10 protein-coding genes and 4 pseudogenes are annotated in these 15693 nt (G+C 70.7%); 7 read left to right on the top strand and 7 right to left on the bottom strand.

What is annotated here, in order from left to right:
- Positions 1-184 precede the first annotated feature (184 nt).
- Positions 185-1090 carry a Gfo/Idh/MocA family oxidoreductase gene (locus tag ABZ172_RS04550; RefSeq protein WP_356880235.1) on the top strand — a complete coding sequence of 302 codons (906 nt, stop codon included), beginning with the start codon at positions 185-187 and terminating at the stop codon, positions 1088-1090.
- On the opposite strand, the gene lnt is transcribed toward ABZ172_RS04550, so the two are convergent.
- Positions 1014-2642: an apolipoprotein N-acyltransferase gene (gene lnt, locus ABZ172_RS04545; RefSeq protein WP_356880120.1), complete on the bottom strand. Its 1629-nt coding sequence runs from the start codon at positions 2640-2642 to the stop codon at positions 1014-1016. The two genes, ABZ172_RS04550 and lnt, sit on opposite strands and share 77 nt — an antisense overlap.
- Positions 2643-3134: 492 nt before the next feature.
- Between lnt and ABZ172_RS04540 the strand changes: the two genes are divergently transcribed.
- On the top strand, positions 3135-7451 hold the full coding sequence (locus ABZ172_RS04540; RefSeq protein ID WP_356880118.1) for a bifunctional nitrate reductase/sulfite reductase flavoprotein subunit alpha: 4317 nt from the start codon (positions 3135-3137) through the stop codon (positions 7449-7451).
- A 180-nt stretch (positions 7452-7631) separates the two neighbouring features.
- Complete coding sequence (locus ABZ172_RS04535) at positions 7632-8072, top strand: hypothetical protein (RefSeq protein WP_356880116.1); 441 nt, start codon at positions 7632-7634, stop codon at positions 8070-8072.
- A gap of 89 nt (positions 8073-8161) precedes the next feature.
- Here ABZ172_RS04535 and ABZ172_RS04530 read toward each other — a convergent pair.
- A pseudogene (locus tag ABZ172_RS04530) lies at positions 8162-8847 on the bottom strand (IS5/IS1182 family transposase); the annotation flags it as partial.
- Positions 8848-8983: 136 nt separating this feature from the next.
- Between ABZ172_RS04530 and ABZ172_RS04525 the strand changes: the two are divergent.
- From ABZ172_RS04525 to ABZ172_RS04515, 3 genes and pseudogenes are all read left to right on the top strand, one after another.
- Positions 8984-9421, top strand: a complete 438-nt coding sequence (locus ABZ172_RS04525; RefSeq protein WP_356880114.1) for a hypothetical protein — start codon at positions 8984-8986, stop codon at positions 9419-9421.
- 413 nt (positions 9422-9834) lie between these two features.
- Positions 9835-10685: pseudogene (locus ABZ172_RS04520) on the top strand (IS5 family transposase).
- Between the two features lie 77 nt (positions 10686-10762).
- On the top strand, positions 10763-11068 hold the full coding sequence (locus tag ABZ172_RS04515; RefSeq protein WP_356880112.1) for a hypothetical protein: 306 nt from the start codon (positions 10763-10765) through the stop codon (positions 11066-11068).
- Between the two features lie 25 nt (positions 11069-11093).
- Here the strand turns inward: ABZ172_RS04515 and ABZ172_RS04510 are convergent.
- Positions 11094-11923, bottom strand: a protein-coding gene (locus ABZ172_RS04510) for an IS5 family transposase (protein WP_356880233.1) whose coding sequence is annotated in 2 segments (ribosomal slippage) — positions 11094-11579 and positions 11582-11923 — 828 coding nt in all. Because the reading frame shifts where the segments join, the coding sequence is not laid out codon by codon here.
- 177 nt (positions 11924-12100) lie between these two features.
- On the opposite strand from ABZ172_RS04510, the gene ABZ172_RS04505 reads away from it, so the two are divergent.
- A complete protein-coding gene (locus ABZ172_RS04505) occupies positions 12101-12622 on the top strand; it encodes a hypothetical protein (RefSeq protein ID WP_356880110.1) in 522 nt (173 codons plus the stop codon).
- Here ABZ172_RS04505 and ABZ172_RS04500 read toward each other — a convergent pair.
- From ABZ172_RS04500 to ABZ172_RS04485, 4 genes and pseudogenes are all read right to left on the bottom strand, one after another.
- Positions 12602-13359, bottom strand: a pseudogene (locus tag ABZ172_RS04500) (IS5 family transposase); the annotation flags it as partial. The gene ABZ172_RS04505 and the pseudogene ABZ172_RS04500 overlap by 21 nt on opposite strands.
- A 251-nt stretch (positions 13360-13610) precedes the next feature.
- Positions 13611-14514 (bottom strand): annotated as a pseudogene (locus ABZ172_RS04495) (IS5 family transposase).
- A 21-nt stretch (positions 14515-14535) separates the two neighbouring features.
- Positions 14536-14697 (bottom strand): hypothetical protein, encoded by a 162-nt coding sequence (locus ABZ172_RS04490; protein ID WP_356880108.1) that lies wholly within the window; start codon positions 14695-14697, stop codon positions 14536-14538.
- A 225-nt stretch (positions 14698-14922) separates the two neighbouring features.
- Positions 14923-15690 (bottom strand): PASTA domain-containing protein, encoded by a 768-nt coding sequence (locus ABZ172_RS04485; protein ID WP_356880106.1) that lies wholly within the window; start codon positions 15688-15690, stop codon positions 14923-14925.
- Positions 15691-15693 lie beyond the last annotated feature (3 nt).

The following is a 15693-nucleotide window of genomic DNA, read 5'->3' as shown; positions in this document are numbered from 1 at the left end:
CTCCGGCCTTCGACGGGCCCCGCGACCGGCGGTCCGCGGAACCACCGGCCGGCCGCACCCCGTCGGCCCTCGGCGTGCGCCCGCGACCGGCGGCCTCCGCGGCGCACGTATGCTGCCGGGACCAGGGAAGGGCGGAGCACGCGACCACGACACGGCCCTGGCCAAGGGCGACAGGGAGAACCTCGTGAAGGTCGGCTGCATCGGGCTCGGCGACATCGCGCAGAAGGCGTACCTGCCGGTACTGACGACCCTGCCCGGGGTCGAGCCGCACCTCCAGACCCGTACCCCGGCCACCCTCGCCGCGGTGGCCGCCGCGCACCGCATTCCCGCGGAGCAGTGCCACGAGGACCTCGACTCGCTGCTGGCCCGGGGGATGGACGCCGCGTTCGTCCACGCCCCGACCGCCGCCCACGCGGAGATCGTGGGCCGGCTGCTGGACGCCGGCGTCCCGACCTACGTCGACAAGCCCCTCGCGTACGAACTCGCCGACTCCGAGCGCCTGGTGGCCCGTGCCGAGGAGCGCCGGGTGTCGCTCGCCGTCGGGTTCAACCGCAGGCTCGCCCCGTCGTACGCGCAGTGCGCCGACCACCCGCGCGAGCTGATCCTCCTGCAGAAGAACCGGGTGGGGCTGCCCGAGGACCCGCGCACCATGGTGCTCGACGACTTCATCCACGTCGTCGACACCCTGCGCTTCCTGGTGCCCGGGCCGGTGTCGAGCGTAGTCGTGCGGGCCCGGATCGCCGAAGGCCTCATGCACCACGTGGTGCTCCAGCTGTCCGGCGACGGGTTCACCGCGATCGGCATGATGAACCGGCTCAACGGATCGACGGAGGAGATCCTCGAAGTGTCGGGTCAGGACACCAAGCGCCAGGTCCTCAACCTCGCGGACGTCATCGACCACAAGGGGCAGCCCACCCTGCGCCGGCGCGGCGACTGGGTGCCCGTCGCACGCCAGCGCGGGATCGAGCAGAGCGTCCTGTCCTTCCTGGACGCGGTGCGCTCCGGGGAACTCCTCAGCGCCCGGGACGCCCTGGAGACCCACCGGCTGTGCGAGCGGGTGGTCCGGGAGGCCGCGGAGCAGGCCTCCTGAGGGACCGCAGCCCCACCGCACCGAGGCAGACGGCCAGCACCGCCATCGCCCCGTAGACCGGCCAGGCGCCCAGTCGCACGAACAGGGTGGTGCCACGGGCGAGCGGTACGTCGTACACGGCGGCCCGGCTGTCGCCGGTGCCGAGCTGGGGCCCCACCCGTTCGCCCAGCGGGCCGTACACCGCGCTCACGCCCGTGAGCGTGGCGTGCACCATGGGCAGGCCCGTCTCCGCCGCCCGCAGCGCCCCGAGCGAGGCGTGCTGCGCGGGCGCCCAGCTGTGCTGGAACGTCGAGGTGGACGACTGCGCCACCAGCATCTGCGCCCCGTCCCTGGCCAGATGACGGCTCATGTCGGGGAACGCCGTCTCGAAGCACACCAGCGGGCCGATCCGCAGCCCGTCCGGCAGGTGCATCACCACGGGGTGGGTGCCGCGCAGCCGGTCCTCGCCCGCCGCCTTGCCCACCGAGGTCGCCCAGCCCAGCAACGGGCGGACGGGGATGTACTCGCCGAACGGCACCAGCCGCATCTTGTCGTAGCGCTGCCCGGTCAGCCCCTCCGGTCCCACCAGCACCGCGGACTTGAAGATCCCTGTCCGTCCGGGGCCGATCGTGCGCCGGGCGTCCATGTTGACCAGCACATCGGCCCCGACCAGCCGGGAGAGTGCCGCGACCCGGTCCGCGGTCCCCGGGCTCCGGGACAGGTCGACGCCCACGCTGCTCTCGCCCCACACCACCAGGTCCACGCCCCGGCCCGCGAGGGTGCGGGTGAGCTCCTCGCTGCGCGCGAACCGGCGCTCGACACTGCCGGGGCCCTCGACCACACCCGGCTGCACGACGGCCACCCGCACGGAGCGGACCTCCTCGGGCCGGGGCGCCCAGATCGCCGCGGCCCACGCGCCCACCGCGACCGCCACCAGGGACGCGGTCGCCGCCCTGCGGGCCGTCGGCGCCGCCAGCAGCAGGGCGACCGCCGTGTTCACCGCCACCACTCCCAGACTGACCAGCCACACGCCTCCCACCGAGGCGACGCGCAGCGCGGGCGCCACGTCCCACTGGCTGGCGCCCAGCAGTCCCCAGGGCCCGCCCAGCGCGTCCCAGGAGCGCACCAGCTCGATCATCAGCCACCCGGACGGCACCACGGCCACGGCGGTCACGGAACGCAGGGCGGACGGCGAGCCGCCGAGCAGCCGGGCCACGAGCAGGCCCCACGGCGCCCAGAGCAGCCCGAGCAGCGCGCCGAGCACCACGATGAAGACGTGGAGACTCGGCAGCAGCCAGTGGTGCACGGCGATCATGAAGCCCATGCCGCCGAGCCAACCGTCGGCCGCCGCACGGCGTGAGGTACCCGCCGAACGGATCAGCAGCAGCCAGGGCACCAGGGCGACGTAGGCGAGCCACCAGAGCGACGGCGTCGGAAACGTCAGGGCCGGCAGGGCACCCGCGCAGAGTGCCGCGACGGCACGACCGGTGCGCGTGCGCAGCAGCCGCTCGTGCAGCCGTGCGCCGTCCTCGTCCGCCCGACCGGCCGGAACCGGCCCGACCCGCTTCGGCATACGCCTCCTCCTCGCCGGTCCCGTGCCCGGCCCCCAGTGTGGTCCAGAAGATCAGCAGCGCACAGGGGGCGTGCCGGGCACACCGGAACGCACTCCTCCACCCGTGTCCTACACGCCCGGACCGCGCCACCGCCCGGTCGTCGTCGCCTGTCCGACGACCGACGACCGCCGACCGCCGACCGACGACCGGCCCCCTGCTGTCCGACCCCGCCGCCGTTCTGCCTCTGCCGTCCTGCCTCTGCCGTCCGGCCCGTCGCCCCTCCCGTCCGCCGTCGCCCCGCCCCGTCGCCGTGCGGATCGGTGGGGAACTCCTGGCCGCGGACGGGGCCGTTCCGGACCGCGCATATGATCCGACCGGGCGCGGACGGGCCTCACCGGCGTACACGGACGGCTGTGCAGCGGACGTAACCACGGTCGATCGTCCGGTGTGACACCCGGGAAACGGGCGTTCCGTACCGTCGCGCCATCCGTGCTCCCCAGGAAAGGCCGTCCATGACCGTGGCGAATCCGCAGCCGGACACCCCTGCCCGCGTGCGGACGGTCTGCTCGTACTGCGGGGTCGGCTGCGGGATGGTCCTCGACATCGGCAGGGGACCCGACGGGCGGCGTACGGTCCTGAAGGCCACCGGTGACAAGGCGCACCCCGCGAACGGCGGGCGGCTCTGCACCAAGGGGGTCACCAGCGCCGAGATGCTCGCCGCCCCCGGCCGGCTGACGACGCCGCTGGTGCGGGCGGACCGCAGCCGGGCACCCGCACCGGTGCCGATGGAGGCGGCCGTGGCGCGGACGGCGCGCCGGCTCCGCGCGATCGTGGACGAGCACGGGCCCGACGCGCTCGCCCTCTACGTCTCCGGGCAGATGACGCTGGAGGCGCAGTACCTCGCCAACAAGCTGGCCAAAGGCTTCGTCCGTACGAGCTGGATCGAGTCCAACTCGCGGCTCTGCATGGCCGGTGCGGGCAGCGGCTACAAGCTCTCCCTCGGCGCCGACGGCCCGCCCGGCTCCTACGAGGACTTCGCGCACGCCGACACCTTCCTGGTGACCGGCTCGAACATGGCGGACTGTCACCCCGTCCTCTTCCTGCGCCTCATGGAACGGGTGAAGGCCGGCGCGAAGCTCATCGTGGTCGATCCCCGGCGCACCGCCACGGCCGACAAGGCCGACCTCTTCCTGCAACTGCGCCCCGGCACCGACCTGGCCCTGCTCAACGGCCTCCTGCACCTCCTCGTCGAGAACGGCCACACCGATCCGGAGTTCATCGCCGAACACACCGAGGGCTGGGAGGCGATGCCCGGCTTCCTGCGGGACTACCCGCCCGCGTCGGTCGCGGAGATCACCGGCGTCCCGGAGGCGGACATCCGCCTCGCCGCCCGGTGGATCGGGGAGGCGGGCGAGTGGATGAGCTGCTGGACCATGGGACTCAACCAGAGCACCCACGGCACCTGGAACACCAACGCCCTGATCAATCTGCACCTTGCCACCGGGGCCATCTGCCGCCCGGGCAGCGGCCCGTTCTCGCTGACCGGGCAGCCCAACGCCATGGGCGGCCGGGAGATGGGCTACATGGGCCCCGGCCTCCCCGGCCAGCGCGTGCTGCAGTCCGACGCCGACCGTGCGCACACCGAGGAGCTCTGGGGCGTCGAACCGGGGACGTTGCGCACCGACGCGGCGGGCGCCGGGACCGTCGACATGTTCCGGCAGATGGCGGACGGCCGGATCAAGGCCTGCTGGATCATCTGCACCAACCCGGTGGCGTCGGTGGCCAACCGCCGGACCGTCATCGAGGGCCTGGAGGCGGCCGAGTTCGTCGTCACCCAGGACGTGTTCGCCGACACCGAGACCCAGGCCTACGCCGATGTCGCGCTGCCCGCCGCACTGTGGGGCGAGGCCGAGGGCGTCATGATCAACTCGGAGCGGAACCTCACCCTGGCCACCCGGGCCGTCGATCCGCCGGGCGAGGCCTGGCCGGACTGGCGGATCATCGCGGAGATCGCCTGCGCCATGGGGTACGAGGAGGGCTTCCGCTACGCCGACGCCGAGGAGATCTTCGAGGAGATCCGGCGCGCCCACAATCCGAGGACCGGGTACGACCTGCGCGGAGTCACCTACGACCGGCTCCGCCGCACCTCCGTCCAGTGGCCCAGCGCCACGCCCGACGGCCCCGACCGCAACCCGGTCCGCTACCTCAACGACGGGGTCAGCCAGACCCTGACCGTACGCCCCGACGGGAGCGTGCCCCGGCTCGCCTTCCCCACGGCGAGCGGCCGGGCCGTGTTCTTCGGCCGCCCGCACATGCCCCCGGCCGAGATGCCCGACGACGACTTCCCCTTCGTCCTCAACACCGGCCGTGTGCCGCACCAGTGGCACACCCTGACGAAGACCGGGAAGGTCCCCGCGCTCGGCCGGCTGAACCCCGGCCCCTTCGTCGAGATCAACCCGCGGGACGCGGCGGCCCTGTCGCTCGCGGAGGGCGACCAGGTCGAGGTCGCCTCACGGCGCGGCCGGGCCGTGCTGCCGGCCGTCGTGACCGACCGGGTGCGGCCAGGGAACTGCTTCGCGCCGTTCCACTGGAACGACCTCTACGGCGAGTACCTCAGCGTCAACGCGGTCACCCACGACGCCGTCGACCCGGTGTCCCTCCAGCCCGAGTTCAAGGTCTGCGCCGTGACACTGGCGAAGGTCGCGGCCGTACCCGCCGCCCCGCCGCCCGCTGCGGACCTCACCGCCCCGCCGCCCCCTGCGGACCTCACCGCCCCGCCGCCCGCTGCGGACCTCACCGCCCCGGCAGACGCGAACGCCTCGGCGGCGGTCGGCACCCCGCTCGCCGCCCTCGCCGGGGTGTTCGGGATCGCGGACACGGCACCGCCCGTCCTCGCCGAGCACGAGCGGCGCTATCTGGCGGGCTTCCTCGCGGGACTCGGGGCCCGGCCCGCCGGGACGCCCGTACTGCCGTCCACCGCACCCTTCGCACCGGACCGTGCCCTGTGGGTCGACGGGGTGCTGGCCGGCATGTTCTCCCGTACGCCCGCCGACGCGGATCAGGCGCGCACGGAAGCGGGGGACGACCCCGCTCCCGGGCGGCAGGTGCTCGTCCTGTGGGCGTCTCAGACCGGGAACGCCGAGGAGGTCGCCGCGTCGGCCGCCCGGCGGCTCACCGCGGAAGGGCGCACGGCGACCCTGCTCGGGATGGACGAAAGCCTCCCGGAGAGCCTCCCGCGCACCGCCGATCTGCTCGTCGTCACCAGCACGTTCGGCGACGGGGAGGCCCCGGACAACGGTTCCGGGTTCTGGGAGTCGCTCAACACGTCCGACACGCCCCGGCTCGACGGAGTGCGCTACGCCGTGCTCGCCCTCGGGGACTCCTCGTACGACGACTTCTGCGGGCACGGCAGGCGCCTCGACGCACGCTTCGGCGAACTGGGCGCCGTCCGGCTCGTCCCGCGCACGGACTGCGAACCGGACTACGAGGAGCCGGCCGGGCGGTGGCTCGACCAGGTCTTCGCCGCACTGGACACCCCGGCAGCCCCGTCCGCCCCGGCCGGCCCACCGGCGGTCCCGGCCGATGCCGACGGACCGTCCGCCCCCGTGGTCCCGTCCGCCGACGGGGCCCCACCCGCCGCCGCTGCCCCGGCCGCCCCCGCCGGCCCGTCCGATCCGTCCGACACCGAGACGCCCTCCCTCGGGGCGCGTGCGAACCCCACGGCGACCGGGCGGCTCGTCGGCAACCGGTTGCTCAGCCTTCCCGGCGCGACCAAGGAGGTGCGCCGGTTCACCTTCGACACGCACGACAGCCCCGTCCCGCTCTCGTACGAGGCCGGCGACGCACTCGGTGTGGAGGCACGCAACTGCCCCCGGCTCGTGGCGGAATGGCTCGCCGTCACCGGACTCGACCCCGAGGACCCCGTCGACGTGACCGGGGCCGGGCGGGTACCCCTGGGTGAAGCCCTGCACCGCCACCTGGACATCGCCCGGATCACCCCCGCACTGCTGCGCCTGGTCGCCGAACGCACCCACGACCGCACGCTCAGGAAGCTCCTGCGCCCCGGCAACAAGGGCGAACTGGCCCAGTACACCTGGGGCCGGCAGGCCGTCGACCTGCTCGCGGACCATCCCGCCCGGGCCACCGCCGCCGAGTGGGCCGGCGCGCTCACACGCCTGCGGCCGAGGCTCTACTCCATATCCTCCAGCCCCCTCACCGACCCCGGCCTGGTCAGCCTCACCGTCTCCGTCGTCCGCTACGAGAACCGCTACGGCGCCGTCCGCAAGGGGGTGGCCTCCACCTTCCTCGCCGACGCCGAAGCGGGCAGCCCCGTCCCCGTGTTCGTGCAGCGCGCCCCGCACTTCCGCCCGCCGTCCGACGCCGCCACCCCCATGGTCATGGTCGGTCCGGGCACGGGCGTGGCCCCGTTCGTCGGATTCCTCGACGAGCGGCGGGCCCTCGGTCACCGGGCCCCGAACTGGCTGTTCTTCGGCGAGCAGCGCAGCGCCACCGACTTCTACTACCGCGAGGAACTCGACGCCCTGCGCCGTGACGGCACCCTGACCCGGCTGGACACGGCCTTCTCCCGGGATCAGCGCGCCAAGCTCTACGTCCAGGACCGGATGCGGGAGCACGGCGCCCAGCTGTGGTCCTGGCTCCAGGAAGGCGCCCACTTCTACGTCTGCGGAGACGCCTCCCGCATGGCCAAGGACGTGGACCGGGCCCTGCGGGACATCGTCGTCGCCCACGGCGGACTCCAGGAGGACGCTGCCGCCGCGTACGTCAAGCAACTCACCGCCGACAAGCGGTACGTCCGCGATGTGTACTGAGCCCGGTTCCCCGGCAGGGCCCGCACCCGTTCCGCGATCCGGGCCGTTCGCCAGGGCCAGGCCCCGTGCGGTTCCCGGCCGTACGGCGACGGCCGCCGCCCCGAGCCCGCCTGCGACACTGGGGGCGCCGCTCCGCCGCATCCCGGTCGACGGAGGGCCGCCCGAGGGGGGAAGCCGGTCGTGCAGGACGCCGTGATCTTCGACATGGACGGCACGCTGTGCGACGTGCGGGCCGTCCGCCACCTCCTCGACGGCCCGGGCGCCTTCCACGCCTTCCACACCGCCTCGGCCTCGTGCCCTCCCCACGCGCACGTCGTGGAAGCGGCCCGCGAGGCCCACACCGCGGGCACCGCCGTACTCATCGTCACGGCCCGCAGCACCCGGTACCGGCACCACACGGCGATGTGGCTCGCTCTCCACGAGGTCCCCTCGGACGGCATGTGGATGCGAGCCGCGCGGGACATGCGCCCGGACTACGAAGTGAAGCGGGACATCCTCGCCTCGATCCGGCGGAAGTACCGGCCGGTCCACGCGTGGGACGACAACCCCAACGTGCTCCGGCTGTGGGCTGAAGAGGGCATACCGACCACGACCGTCCCCGGCTGGGACGACCCGCACTGACTCCCCGCAGCGCTGTCGGAGTGCGTCCCCGGTCCGTCTCGTTCGGATCACCGCGAGGACCAGGGAAAGACCCCCGCCAGGCGGAGTCCGGCCAGGGCGAGGAAGAACTCGACGGCCCTTCTCCGGCGTTCGGTGCAGCGTCGGAGCTTACCGAAGTGGTTCATCCAGGAGCACGTGCACTCGACGACCCACCGGCCGCCGGTCTGGATCGGGGTCTTCGCGCCGCGCGGGGCGGTACGGGCATCGATCCTGCGGCCGGCCGGGTCGTTGTGGACGATCCGGTGGCCGTGGCCGTGGCCGTGGCCGGCGGCCAGGGCGGGATGTGGATGCTCCGGCAGCGGTCCGAGGGCCTGTTCGAGGGCGGTGAAGCGGTCGAGGGCGGCGGGCAGCAGGGTGTGGTCGCGGACGTTGGCCGGTGTCGGCCCGGTGACCAGGGGGATGCCGGTGCCATCGGTCAACTGCGAGCTTGTCAGACCGAGTTCGGCACGGTCGACCGGGCTCTTCCTGGCGCATTCACCGCCGAGGGCGCCTTGGTGGTGCAGCCGTCGGCGCACGGTGGTGGCCGAGCGGTGTTCCCTCGGCGGCGCGTTCGTATCCGCAGCCGAAGACCAGGACCTGCACCAGCCGGTTCGAAGACGACGGCGTCGCTGATCCGGGGGTGGTGACAGCCCAGCGGGTGCCGGTTTTCGCGCACGGGCAGGAGCGCGAGCAACTGGTCGCGGATCGGGTCGAGAATGCATGGTGGGACGGCACGTACGGATCCCTCGGTGATCATGAAGTGTAGAGAACTCCATGATCGGGTGAACCGTGCCTGCTCTGTTGCCAGCACCTACTGCCGGACGCTCGTGCAATCGCGCGGAGTGCGAAGTACCCGGCCGAGATTCCGGCACCGGCGTGAGGGAGGGGTCAGGATGTTCAGTTCGCAGAAGAAGCTCAACGATGTGATGGCGCAGCTCAGGCCCGACCTGAGTCGGGAATCGCTCGGTGTCGGGCCCGATTTCCCGGGCGTCGCCCCGAACCCACTCCTGAGCAGTGATGCACGGCAGCGCAATGCGGAACTGCGTACGGGGGCGCTTGCGCTCGGCGTTCTCGTCGACTGGCGGGAGGTCAACAGCAACCCGCGCGTAGTCTTGATATTCGACGTGGAGACCGCCGGCGGCCGCTCGTTCCGCGGTATCGCAGACGAAGACCTCACGATCACCGAGCTCACCCGACTCGCCCCAGGACAGACGTTGCCCGTGCGCTACCGGCCGGCCGTCAGGGACCACTACGTCGCCCTTGTCCGGGACGCGGACCCCGCCCACGTGCAGCGGCTCTCCGAGGAGATCGCGAGCCGCAAGCGGACCTGACCCGAAGCCATTGGCCGGATCCCCGCACCGTCATCACGGTCCGCTGCCTGCCGACGCGCCTGGACCCTCTACCGCTGGAACACCCGCCCTCGAAACCCACGCATCCGATGACCTACCGGCGGACGCCCTTACTCCCGCGCCGTAGGTGGTGGTCGGGTCGATCGGCCGGAACGGGGACAACGGCCGGGAATCCACATTTGTTCGCCTTGTCGGCCAAGACCGCGTCGGGCCCGGTATGAGGACCGGCAGCCCTGCCGGAGCGACTCGTCGAGGGCCGCGACCGGTACGGGCGCCTCGTAGTGGACGGCGAGCTTGTCGTATCGCGTGGAGACCGACGAAGGCTCTTGAGAGTCAGATCTCCCCGAGCCCTAGGGTCTGTCTTCAAAGGGTGTTGATGGGGCATCATGTAGCGCATGGTGCGGCGACATGAGCTCTCGGATGAAGAGTGGGGCGTTCTGTCGGGGCTGCTTCCGAGGGCGGAAACGGGGCGGCCTCGGCGGGACGACCGGGTGGTGCTGAACGGGATCGTGTGGAAGCTTCGGACTGGTTCGGCCTGGCGTGATGTGCCGGAGCGGTACGGGTCCTGGCGGACGTTGTACACACGTTTCCGCAGGTGGGCGCTCGATGGCACGTTCACTCGGATGCTTGAGGCCGTTCAGGCTCAGAAGGATGCGGCTGGGGACGTTGACTGGCTGGTTTCCGTGGACTCCACGATCACCCGCGCTCATCAGCACGCGGCCGGCGCCCGTAAAAAGGGGCAGGCCCTACAGAAACGGCACACGCTCACGCCCTCGGACGATCCCGTGGCGGACTGACGACCAAGATTCACCTCGCCTGCGACGGCCGCGGCCGTCCGCTGGGCTTCGTCGTTACCGGGGGCAATATCAACGACTGCACGCAGTTCGAGCAGGTCCTCGCGCAGATCAAGGTTCGCCGCCCAGGCCCAGGCCGACCGCGCAACAGGCCCGATCACCTCCTGGGCGACAAGGGGTACAGCAGTCGAGGCATACGCAGCTACCTGCGGAGACGTGGCATCCCGCACACCATCCCGGAACGATCGGACCAGCAGGCAAACCGCCGCCGTCGGGGCAGCAACGGCGGCAGGCCGCCTGCTTTCGACAAGGAGCGCTACAAACAGCGCAACGTCGTCGAGCGCTGTTTCAACGCGTTAAAGCAGTACCGAGCCATCGCCACCCGCTACGACAAGACCCGCGAATCCTACGAAGCAGCACTCACCATCGCGTCACTCCTGATGTGGATATGACCCTTTGAAGACAGACCCTAGGGGATGTCTTCAAAAGATCTTGCCAAGGTGGCCCCATAGCTGCGCACGATGCCTTGATGGAACATCTTTCTGTCGACGTGCGCGCTTCGCTCCGGCTCTTCGCTTTCTACTTGGCGAACGGCACCCTCGATCTGGACCTGCTCGATGGGTTCGACTATCGCTCGACCGTTTTCCACTCCGGCTCCTCGCTGGAACAGGTCTTCGCGATCTATAGCAATGTGCTGCAAATAGATGCCGACGGCATGGTGCTGAACGATGGAGAAGCGCAGTACCGGGTCGCGCAGTGGGTTCGGGCGTGCTGCCACCCGAGCTATCGGGTCGAGCCACCCTTCGAGGACTGGGAGACGGAGCTTCATCTCTGATGGCCCGCCGCTCACCGCCGGAGCATCATGCCCACATCAGGAGCGACGCGAGAGTGACGGCTGCCTGGAAGGACTCCGCGGTCTTGTCGTAACGAGTAGCGATGCCGCGCCACTGCTTCAGCCGATTGAAGCAGCGTTCCACCACGTTGCGCTGCCTGTAGCGCTGTTTGTCGAAGGCCGGTGGGCGCCCGCCGCGGCTACCGCGCCGGAGCCGGTTCCGGACCTGGTCGGCCCGCTCGGGGATGGTGTGACCGATGCCGCGTCCTCGCAGCCAGGTGCGGATGACCCGCGAACTGTAGCCCTTGTCGCCCAGCACGTGGGAGGGACGTATTCGGGGCCGCCCCGGGCCGACGCGAGGCACCCGTATCGCTTCCATCACCGCAGTGAACTGGGTGCAGTCATTGGTGTTGCCGCCCGTGAGCGTGAAAGCGAGCGGACGGCCAACCGCGTCGCAGGCCAGATGGATCTTGCTGGTCAGGCCACCTCGGGAACGTCCGAGGGCGGGATCGCGGAGCCCCCTTTTCGTGCCCCGGCAGCGTGCTGGTGGGCCCGGACGACGGTGGAGTCGACCGACACAAGCCAGTTGATGTCCCCGGCGGCGTCCGCTCTGGCCTGGGCGGCCCGGAGCATCCGTTCGAACGTGCCGTCCAGGGCCCACCGGCGGAACCGGGTGTGCAGTGTGGCCCAGGGACCGTACCGCTCGGGCACGTCACGCCAAGCGGTCCCGGTGCGGAACTTCCACACGATCCCGTTGAGCACCGTGCGGTCGTCCGACCGCTTCCTTCCCCGCACCGACTTGGGCAGCAGCGGCCGGACAAACTCCCACTCGGCATCCGACAGTTCATGGCGACGTATCACCCGACCATGATCCACCACGCAAGATCATTTGAAGACGCCGCCTAGGCCCTGTCTGATAAATGATCAAGCTGTGGGCGAGCGAAGTCGTCAGCCGCGTGGCCACAACGGCAGCCGCAGTCGCGAAAGGTCAGGCTCTTCAAATGGATGACATCGGCGCGTGAAAGGCTGAGTCGCATGACCAGTGAAGCCGATGAACCACGTCGAGACCTGTTCCTCCGAGACGGCCTGGAGGCAGCAGACGTGGTACGTGTTCACCGTGAGGCGCTTCGTGTCCTGCGAGACAGCATCGAGACGGCTCACGTCGATGCCTACAGCGATATCGCATGGCCACAGGAAGTGGCGCCCGCGTACGAGCAGGTGTTGTCGATGGCCGCCAATGAGGTGGCCGAGGGCGTCCGGTCTGCGAAAGGTGATCCTGGTATGGGGATTGACGTTGACGTCCGCGAAGACACGCAGTTCGACGTGCTTCTGGCTTTGGCTCCCTACACGATTCATGCCGAGGCGTGGCGACAGGGTCGGGAGATCTTCAGCGCCAGCGACACGGGCACAGCCCTGTGGATCGCTGTCACATCAGAGCAAGAGGTTCGGCTCATGTCACGGCTCGATGCGCTGGGTGTCCCGCAAGCGGCGTTCACGACTCAACCTCCCAGGCGGCGACGTCTGTTCGCCCGGTGGTCACGGCACCAGAGCGCGTAGCCACAAGATGAGCGAACTCAGCTGCAGTCCCGCCCGGTAGCGGGTGGCGAGCTTGTCGAACCGTGTGGCAACGGCCCGGAACTGTTTGAGCCGGTTGAAGCAGCGTTCCACGACGTTTCGGTGCTTGTATGCCTCCCGGTCGAAGGCGGGGCAGCGGCCGCCGGCGCTGCCCTTTCGACGCCGGTTGCCGACATGGTCGTAGCGTTCGGGGATGGTGGCCTTGATGCCACGGTGCCTGAGCGCGGCGCGGATAGCCCGGGAGGAGTACGCCTTGTCGGCCAGCACCCGGTCAGGTCGGCGTCGGGGCCTGCCCATCCCGGACCGGGGAACGTAGATGGCGTCCAGGACTGCGTCGAACATCGTGGAGTCGTTGACGTTGCCCGGTGTCAGGACGATGGACAGCGGCAGGCCTCGTCCGTCGACGGCTAGGTGGACCTTGGTGGTCAGCCCTCCCCGGGATCGGCCGAGAGCCTGCCGCGCCGCCGAGCGTTGCGGATCCTCCAATTTGTCCCCGCAGGGCTCCCCTTTTTACAGGCGCGGGCAGCGTGCTGGTGGGCACGACTGATGGTGGAGTCCACCGACACGGTCCACTCGATCCGGCCCACCGCGTCATCGCGGACCTGCGCGTGCTCGAGCAACCTGGCCCATGTGCCATCGGCTTCCCAGCGGGCGAAGCGTTCGTAGGCGGTCTGCCACGGGCCGTACCGCTCGGGCAGATCTCGCCACGGAGCACCGGTGCAGGAGGCCACCGAGGAGCTGGAGCGCAGCATGTGGGGCGTCCTGCGGTACGTGCGGCAGCCGGACGACGACGAGGTCTGAGCCCCCTCGGGCCACGGCGCCCGGATCAGGGAGGACCCGGGCCGTGGCGGCCGGAGCGGCGGGCGCCCCGGCCGGAGACGACGGCCGGGCGCCCGTAACAGCGGTGAACCGGGCCGCGGTGTCCGGGCGACGGATGTCTCGGACACCGCGGCCCCCGTTCCGCTGGCCCCTAGAGCCTGTCTGACAAATGATCACCGAGCGGTTCGCGGAGCCAGAGGATCAGGGCTGCCAGGACGACTCCGGCTCGGTAGCGGTCGGCGAGTTTGTCGACCCTGTTCGCGATCGCGCGGAACTGCTTGAGGCGGGCGAAGCATCGTTCGACTACGTTGCGGTCGCGGTAGATGGCCTTGTCGAATGCGGGTGGCCGACCGCCGAGGGTCCCGCGTCGTCGGCGGTTGGCCGCCTGGTCGCGGCGCTCGGGGATCGTGGCGACGATGCCTCGGCGCCGCAGCAGGTGGCGGATCGCCCTGCTGGAGTACGCCTTGTCGCCCAGCACGCGTTCGGGTGTTGCGCGCGGGCGGCCTCCTGCGGCGCGCGGGACGCGGATCCCGGCGAGGACCTGGCCGAAGGCGGTGGCGTCGTTGACGGGCGTGAGCACGATCGACAGAGGAAGGCCCCGGCCGTCGACGACGAGGTGGACTTTGGTGGTCAGTCCACCTCGGGAGCGACCGAGGGCCTGGCGCGTCTGCGAGCGGCCGGATCTTCCAGTTCGTCCCCGTGTGTGTCCCCTTTTTGCGGGCGCCGGCGGCGTGCTGGTGAGCCCGGTTGATGGTGGAGTCGATCGAGACGGTCCATTCCACTCGGCCCACCGCGTCGTCGCGGACCTGGGCATGTTCCAGCAGCTTCACCCAGGTCCCATCGGCCTCACAGCGGGCGAACCGCTCGTACACGGTCTGCCACGGCCCGTACCGGTCGGGGAGGTCACGCCACGGGGCCTCGGTCCGCAGCCGCCACAGCACCCCGTTGACCACCTGGCGGTGGGCACGCCACGGACGGCCACGCCCGTCCACCTGCGGCAACAGCGGTTCTATCCGCTCCCATGCCGCATCCGTCAGCTCGTCTCGACCCGCCACAAGATCAATTATCGACCGACCTCAGTCGCCCATGAACCACAGGTAGCTGCCCGGCGTTGCCGCACACGATTCCAGGAGCACACCCAGGTCGAGGAGGGCCGCCCGCTGTCCCCCGTCGGAGCAGTTGCGCACCAGGACAGCGACTTCCTGACGGGCGACTTCGGCCTCCTGCTCGTTGAACATGGTGTCCTCGTACGGGTCAACCCAGCCCAACTTGCCGGGCCCGTGGCGGTCGAGCGCACTCAGCGCACGCGCGAGCGCGTCGCCGTGTGCGTAGGACCCACGAAGCAACGTCGTCCGAGACGAACCCTTACGAGGCCTCCCAGAGTGCAGTTCAAGCTCGATACCCATCGACCCTCCAATGATCTCTACCTCACAGCTTCGCAGAGATCATTTGTCAGACAGGCTCTAGGGGCATTTCTCCTCGAACTTCACTGCGGTGAACTCGACAGGCTGCCCGGCCAGCGCCACACCGGGAGACGGGGACTGCGTACACACCTGCCAGTTGCTTTCCAACAAAACCATCCGGTCCCCGGCCGCGTCGGTCGTCGTGATCGACGTGCCGGAGTCCAGTGCGCCGCGAGCCGCCTTCACGGACTTGCCCGTCAGGGTCGGCATTCTCCCGCCGGCGGCCTCCGGGGCGGCGGCATCGCGTGCGGGGCAGTCCTCCTCAAGCTTGACCGCACCGAAATCCAGCTCGGTGTCGGCAGGTACGGTCTTCCCTGCCTTGATGCTCTGAGAGCAGACCTTCCAGTTCCGGTCGAACGCCTGGAACCTGTCTCGGCCGGCACTGTCGTGGGACTTCAGCGAGTAGAAGCCCTCCGCCTGGGCGGTGTCCTGGGCGGACTGGAGGCCCATGCCGACGAAGTCCGGGACCTTCTGCTTCTCGCCGGGGTCCTCCTGCGGCTTCTCGGCCTTCGCCGGCTTGGCGTCGGGCTTGTCCTCCGCCGGCTCGACGGGCTGGGCAGTCACCGTCTTCGTCACCGTCGGGGCCGGCTTGCTGCGGGCCGCGGTCTCGGCGTCACCGCCCCCAGCGGCACCGAGCATGATGCCGAAGACGAACAGGCCGGCCCCCGCGGGGATCGCCACCCGCTTCTTCGCCCAGCTTGGACCACCAGTCTTCGGCTGCTGAGGTGCGAGCGGCTGCTGCCCCCAACCAGGATGCTGATACGCCATGTG

This window comes from Streptomyces sp. NPDC006296, assembly GCF_040613235.1.
Taxonomy (GTDB): Bacteria; Actinomycetota; Actinomycetes; order Streptomycetales; family Streptomycetaceae; genus Streptomyces.
Note: the sequence above shows the minus strand (reverse complement) of the source record. Positions and strands in the feature narration are given on the sequence as shown.

Excerpts from the sequence above, each read along its gene's own strand:
- ABZ172_RS04525 (WP_356880114.1), top strand. The coding sequence starts at position 8,984 with ATGTTCAGTTCGCAGAAGAAGCTCAACGATGTGATGGCGCAGCTCAGG.
- ABZ172_RS04490 (WP_356880108.1), bottom strand. The coding sequence starts at position 14,697 with ATGTTCAACGAGCAGGAGGCCGAAGTCGCCCGTCAGGAAGTCGCTGTC.
- ABZ172_RS04505 (WP_356880110.1), top strand. The coding sequence starts at position 12,101 with ATGACCAGTGAAGCCGATGAACCACGTCGAGACCTGTTCCTCCGAGAC.
- lnt (WP_356880120.1), bottom strand. The coding sequence starts at position 2,642 with ATGCCGAAGCGGGTCGGGCCGGTTCCGGCCGGTCGGGCGGACGAGGAC.
- ABZ172_RS04515 (WP_356880112.1), top strand. The coding sequence starts at position 10,763 with ATGGAACATCTTTCTGTCGACGTGCGCGCTTCGCTCCGGCTCTTCGCT.
- ABZ172_RS04485 (WP_356880106.1), bottom strand. The coding sequence starts at position 15,690 with ATGGCGTATCAGCATCCTGGTTGGGGGCAGCAGCCGCTCGCACCTCAG.
- ABZ172_RS04540 (WP_356880118.1), top strand. The coding sequence starts at position 3,135 with ATGACCGTGGCGAATCCGCAGCCGGACACCCCTGCCCGCGTGCGGACG.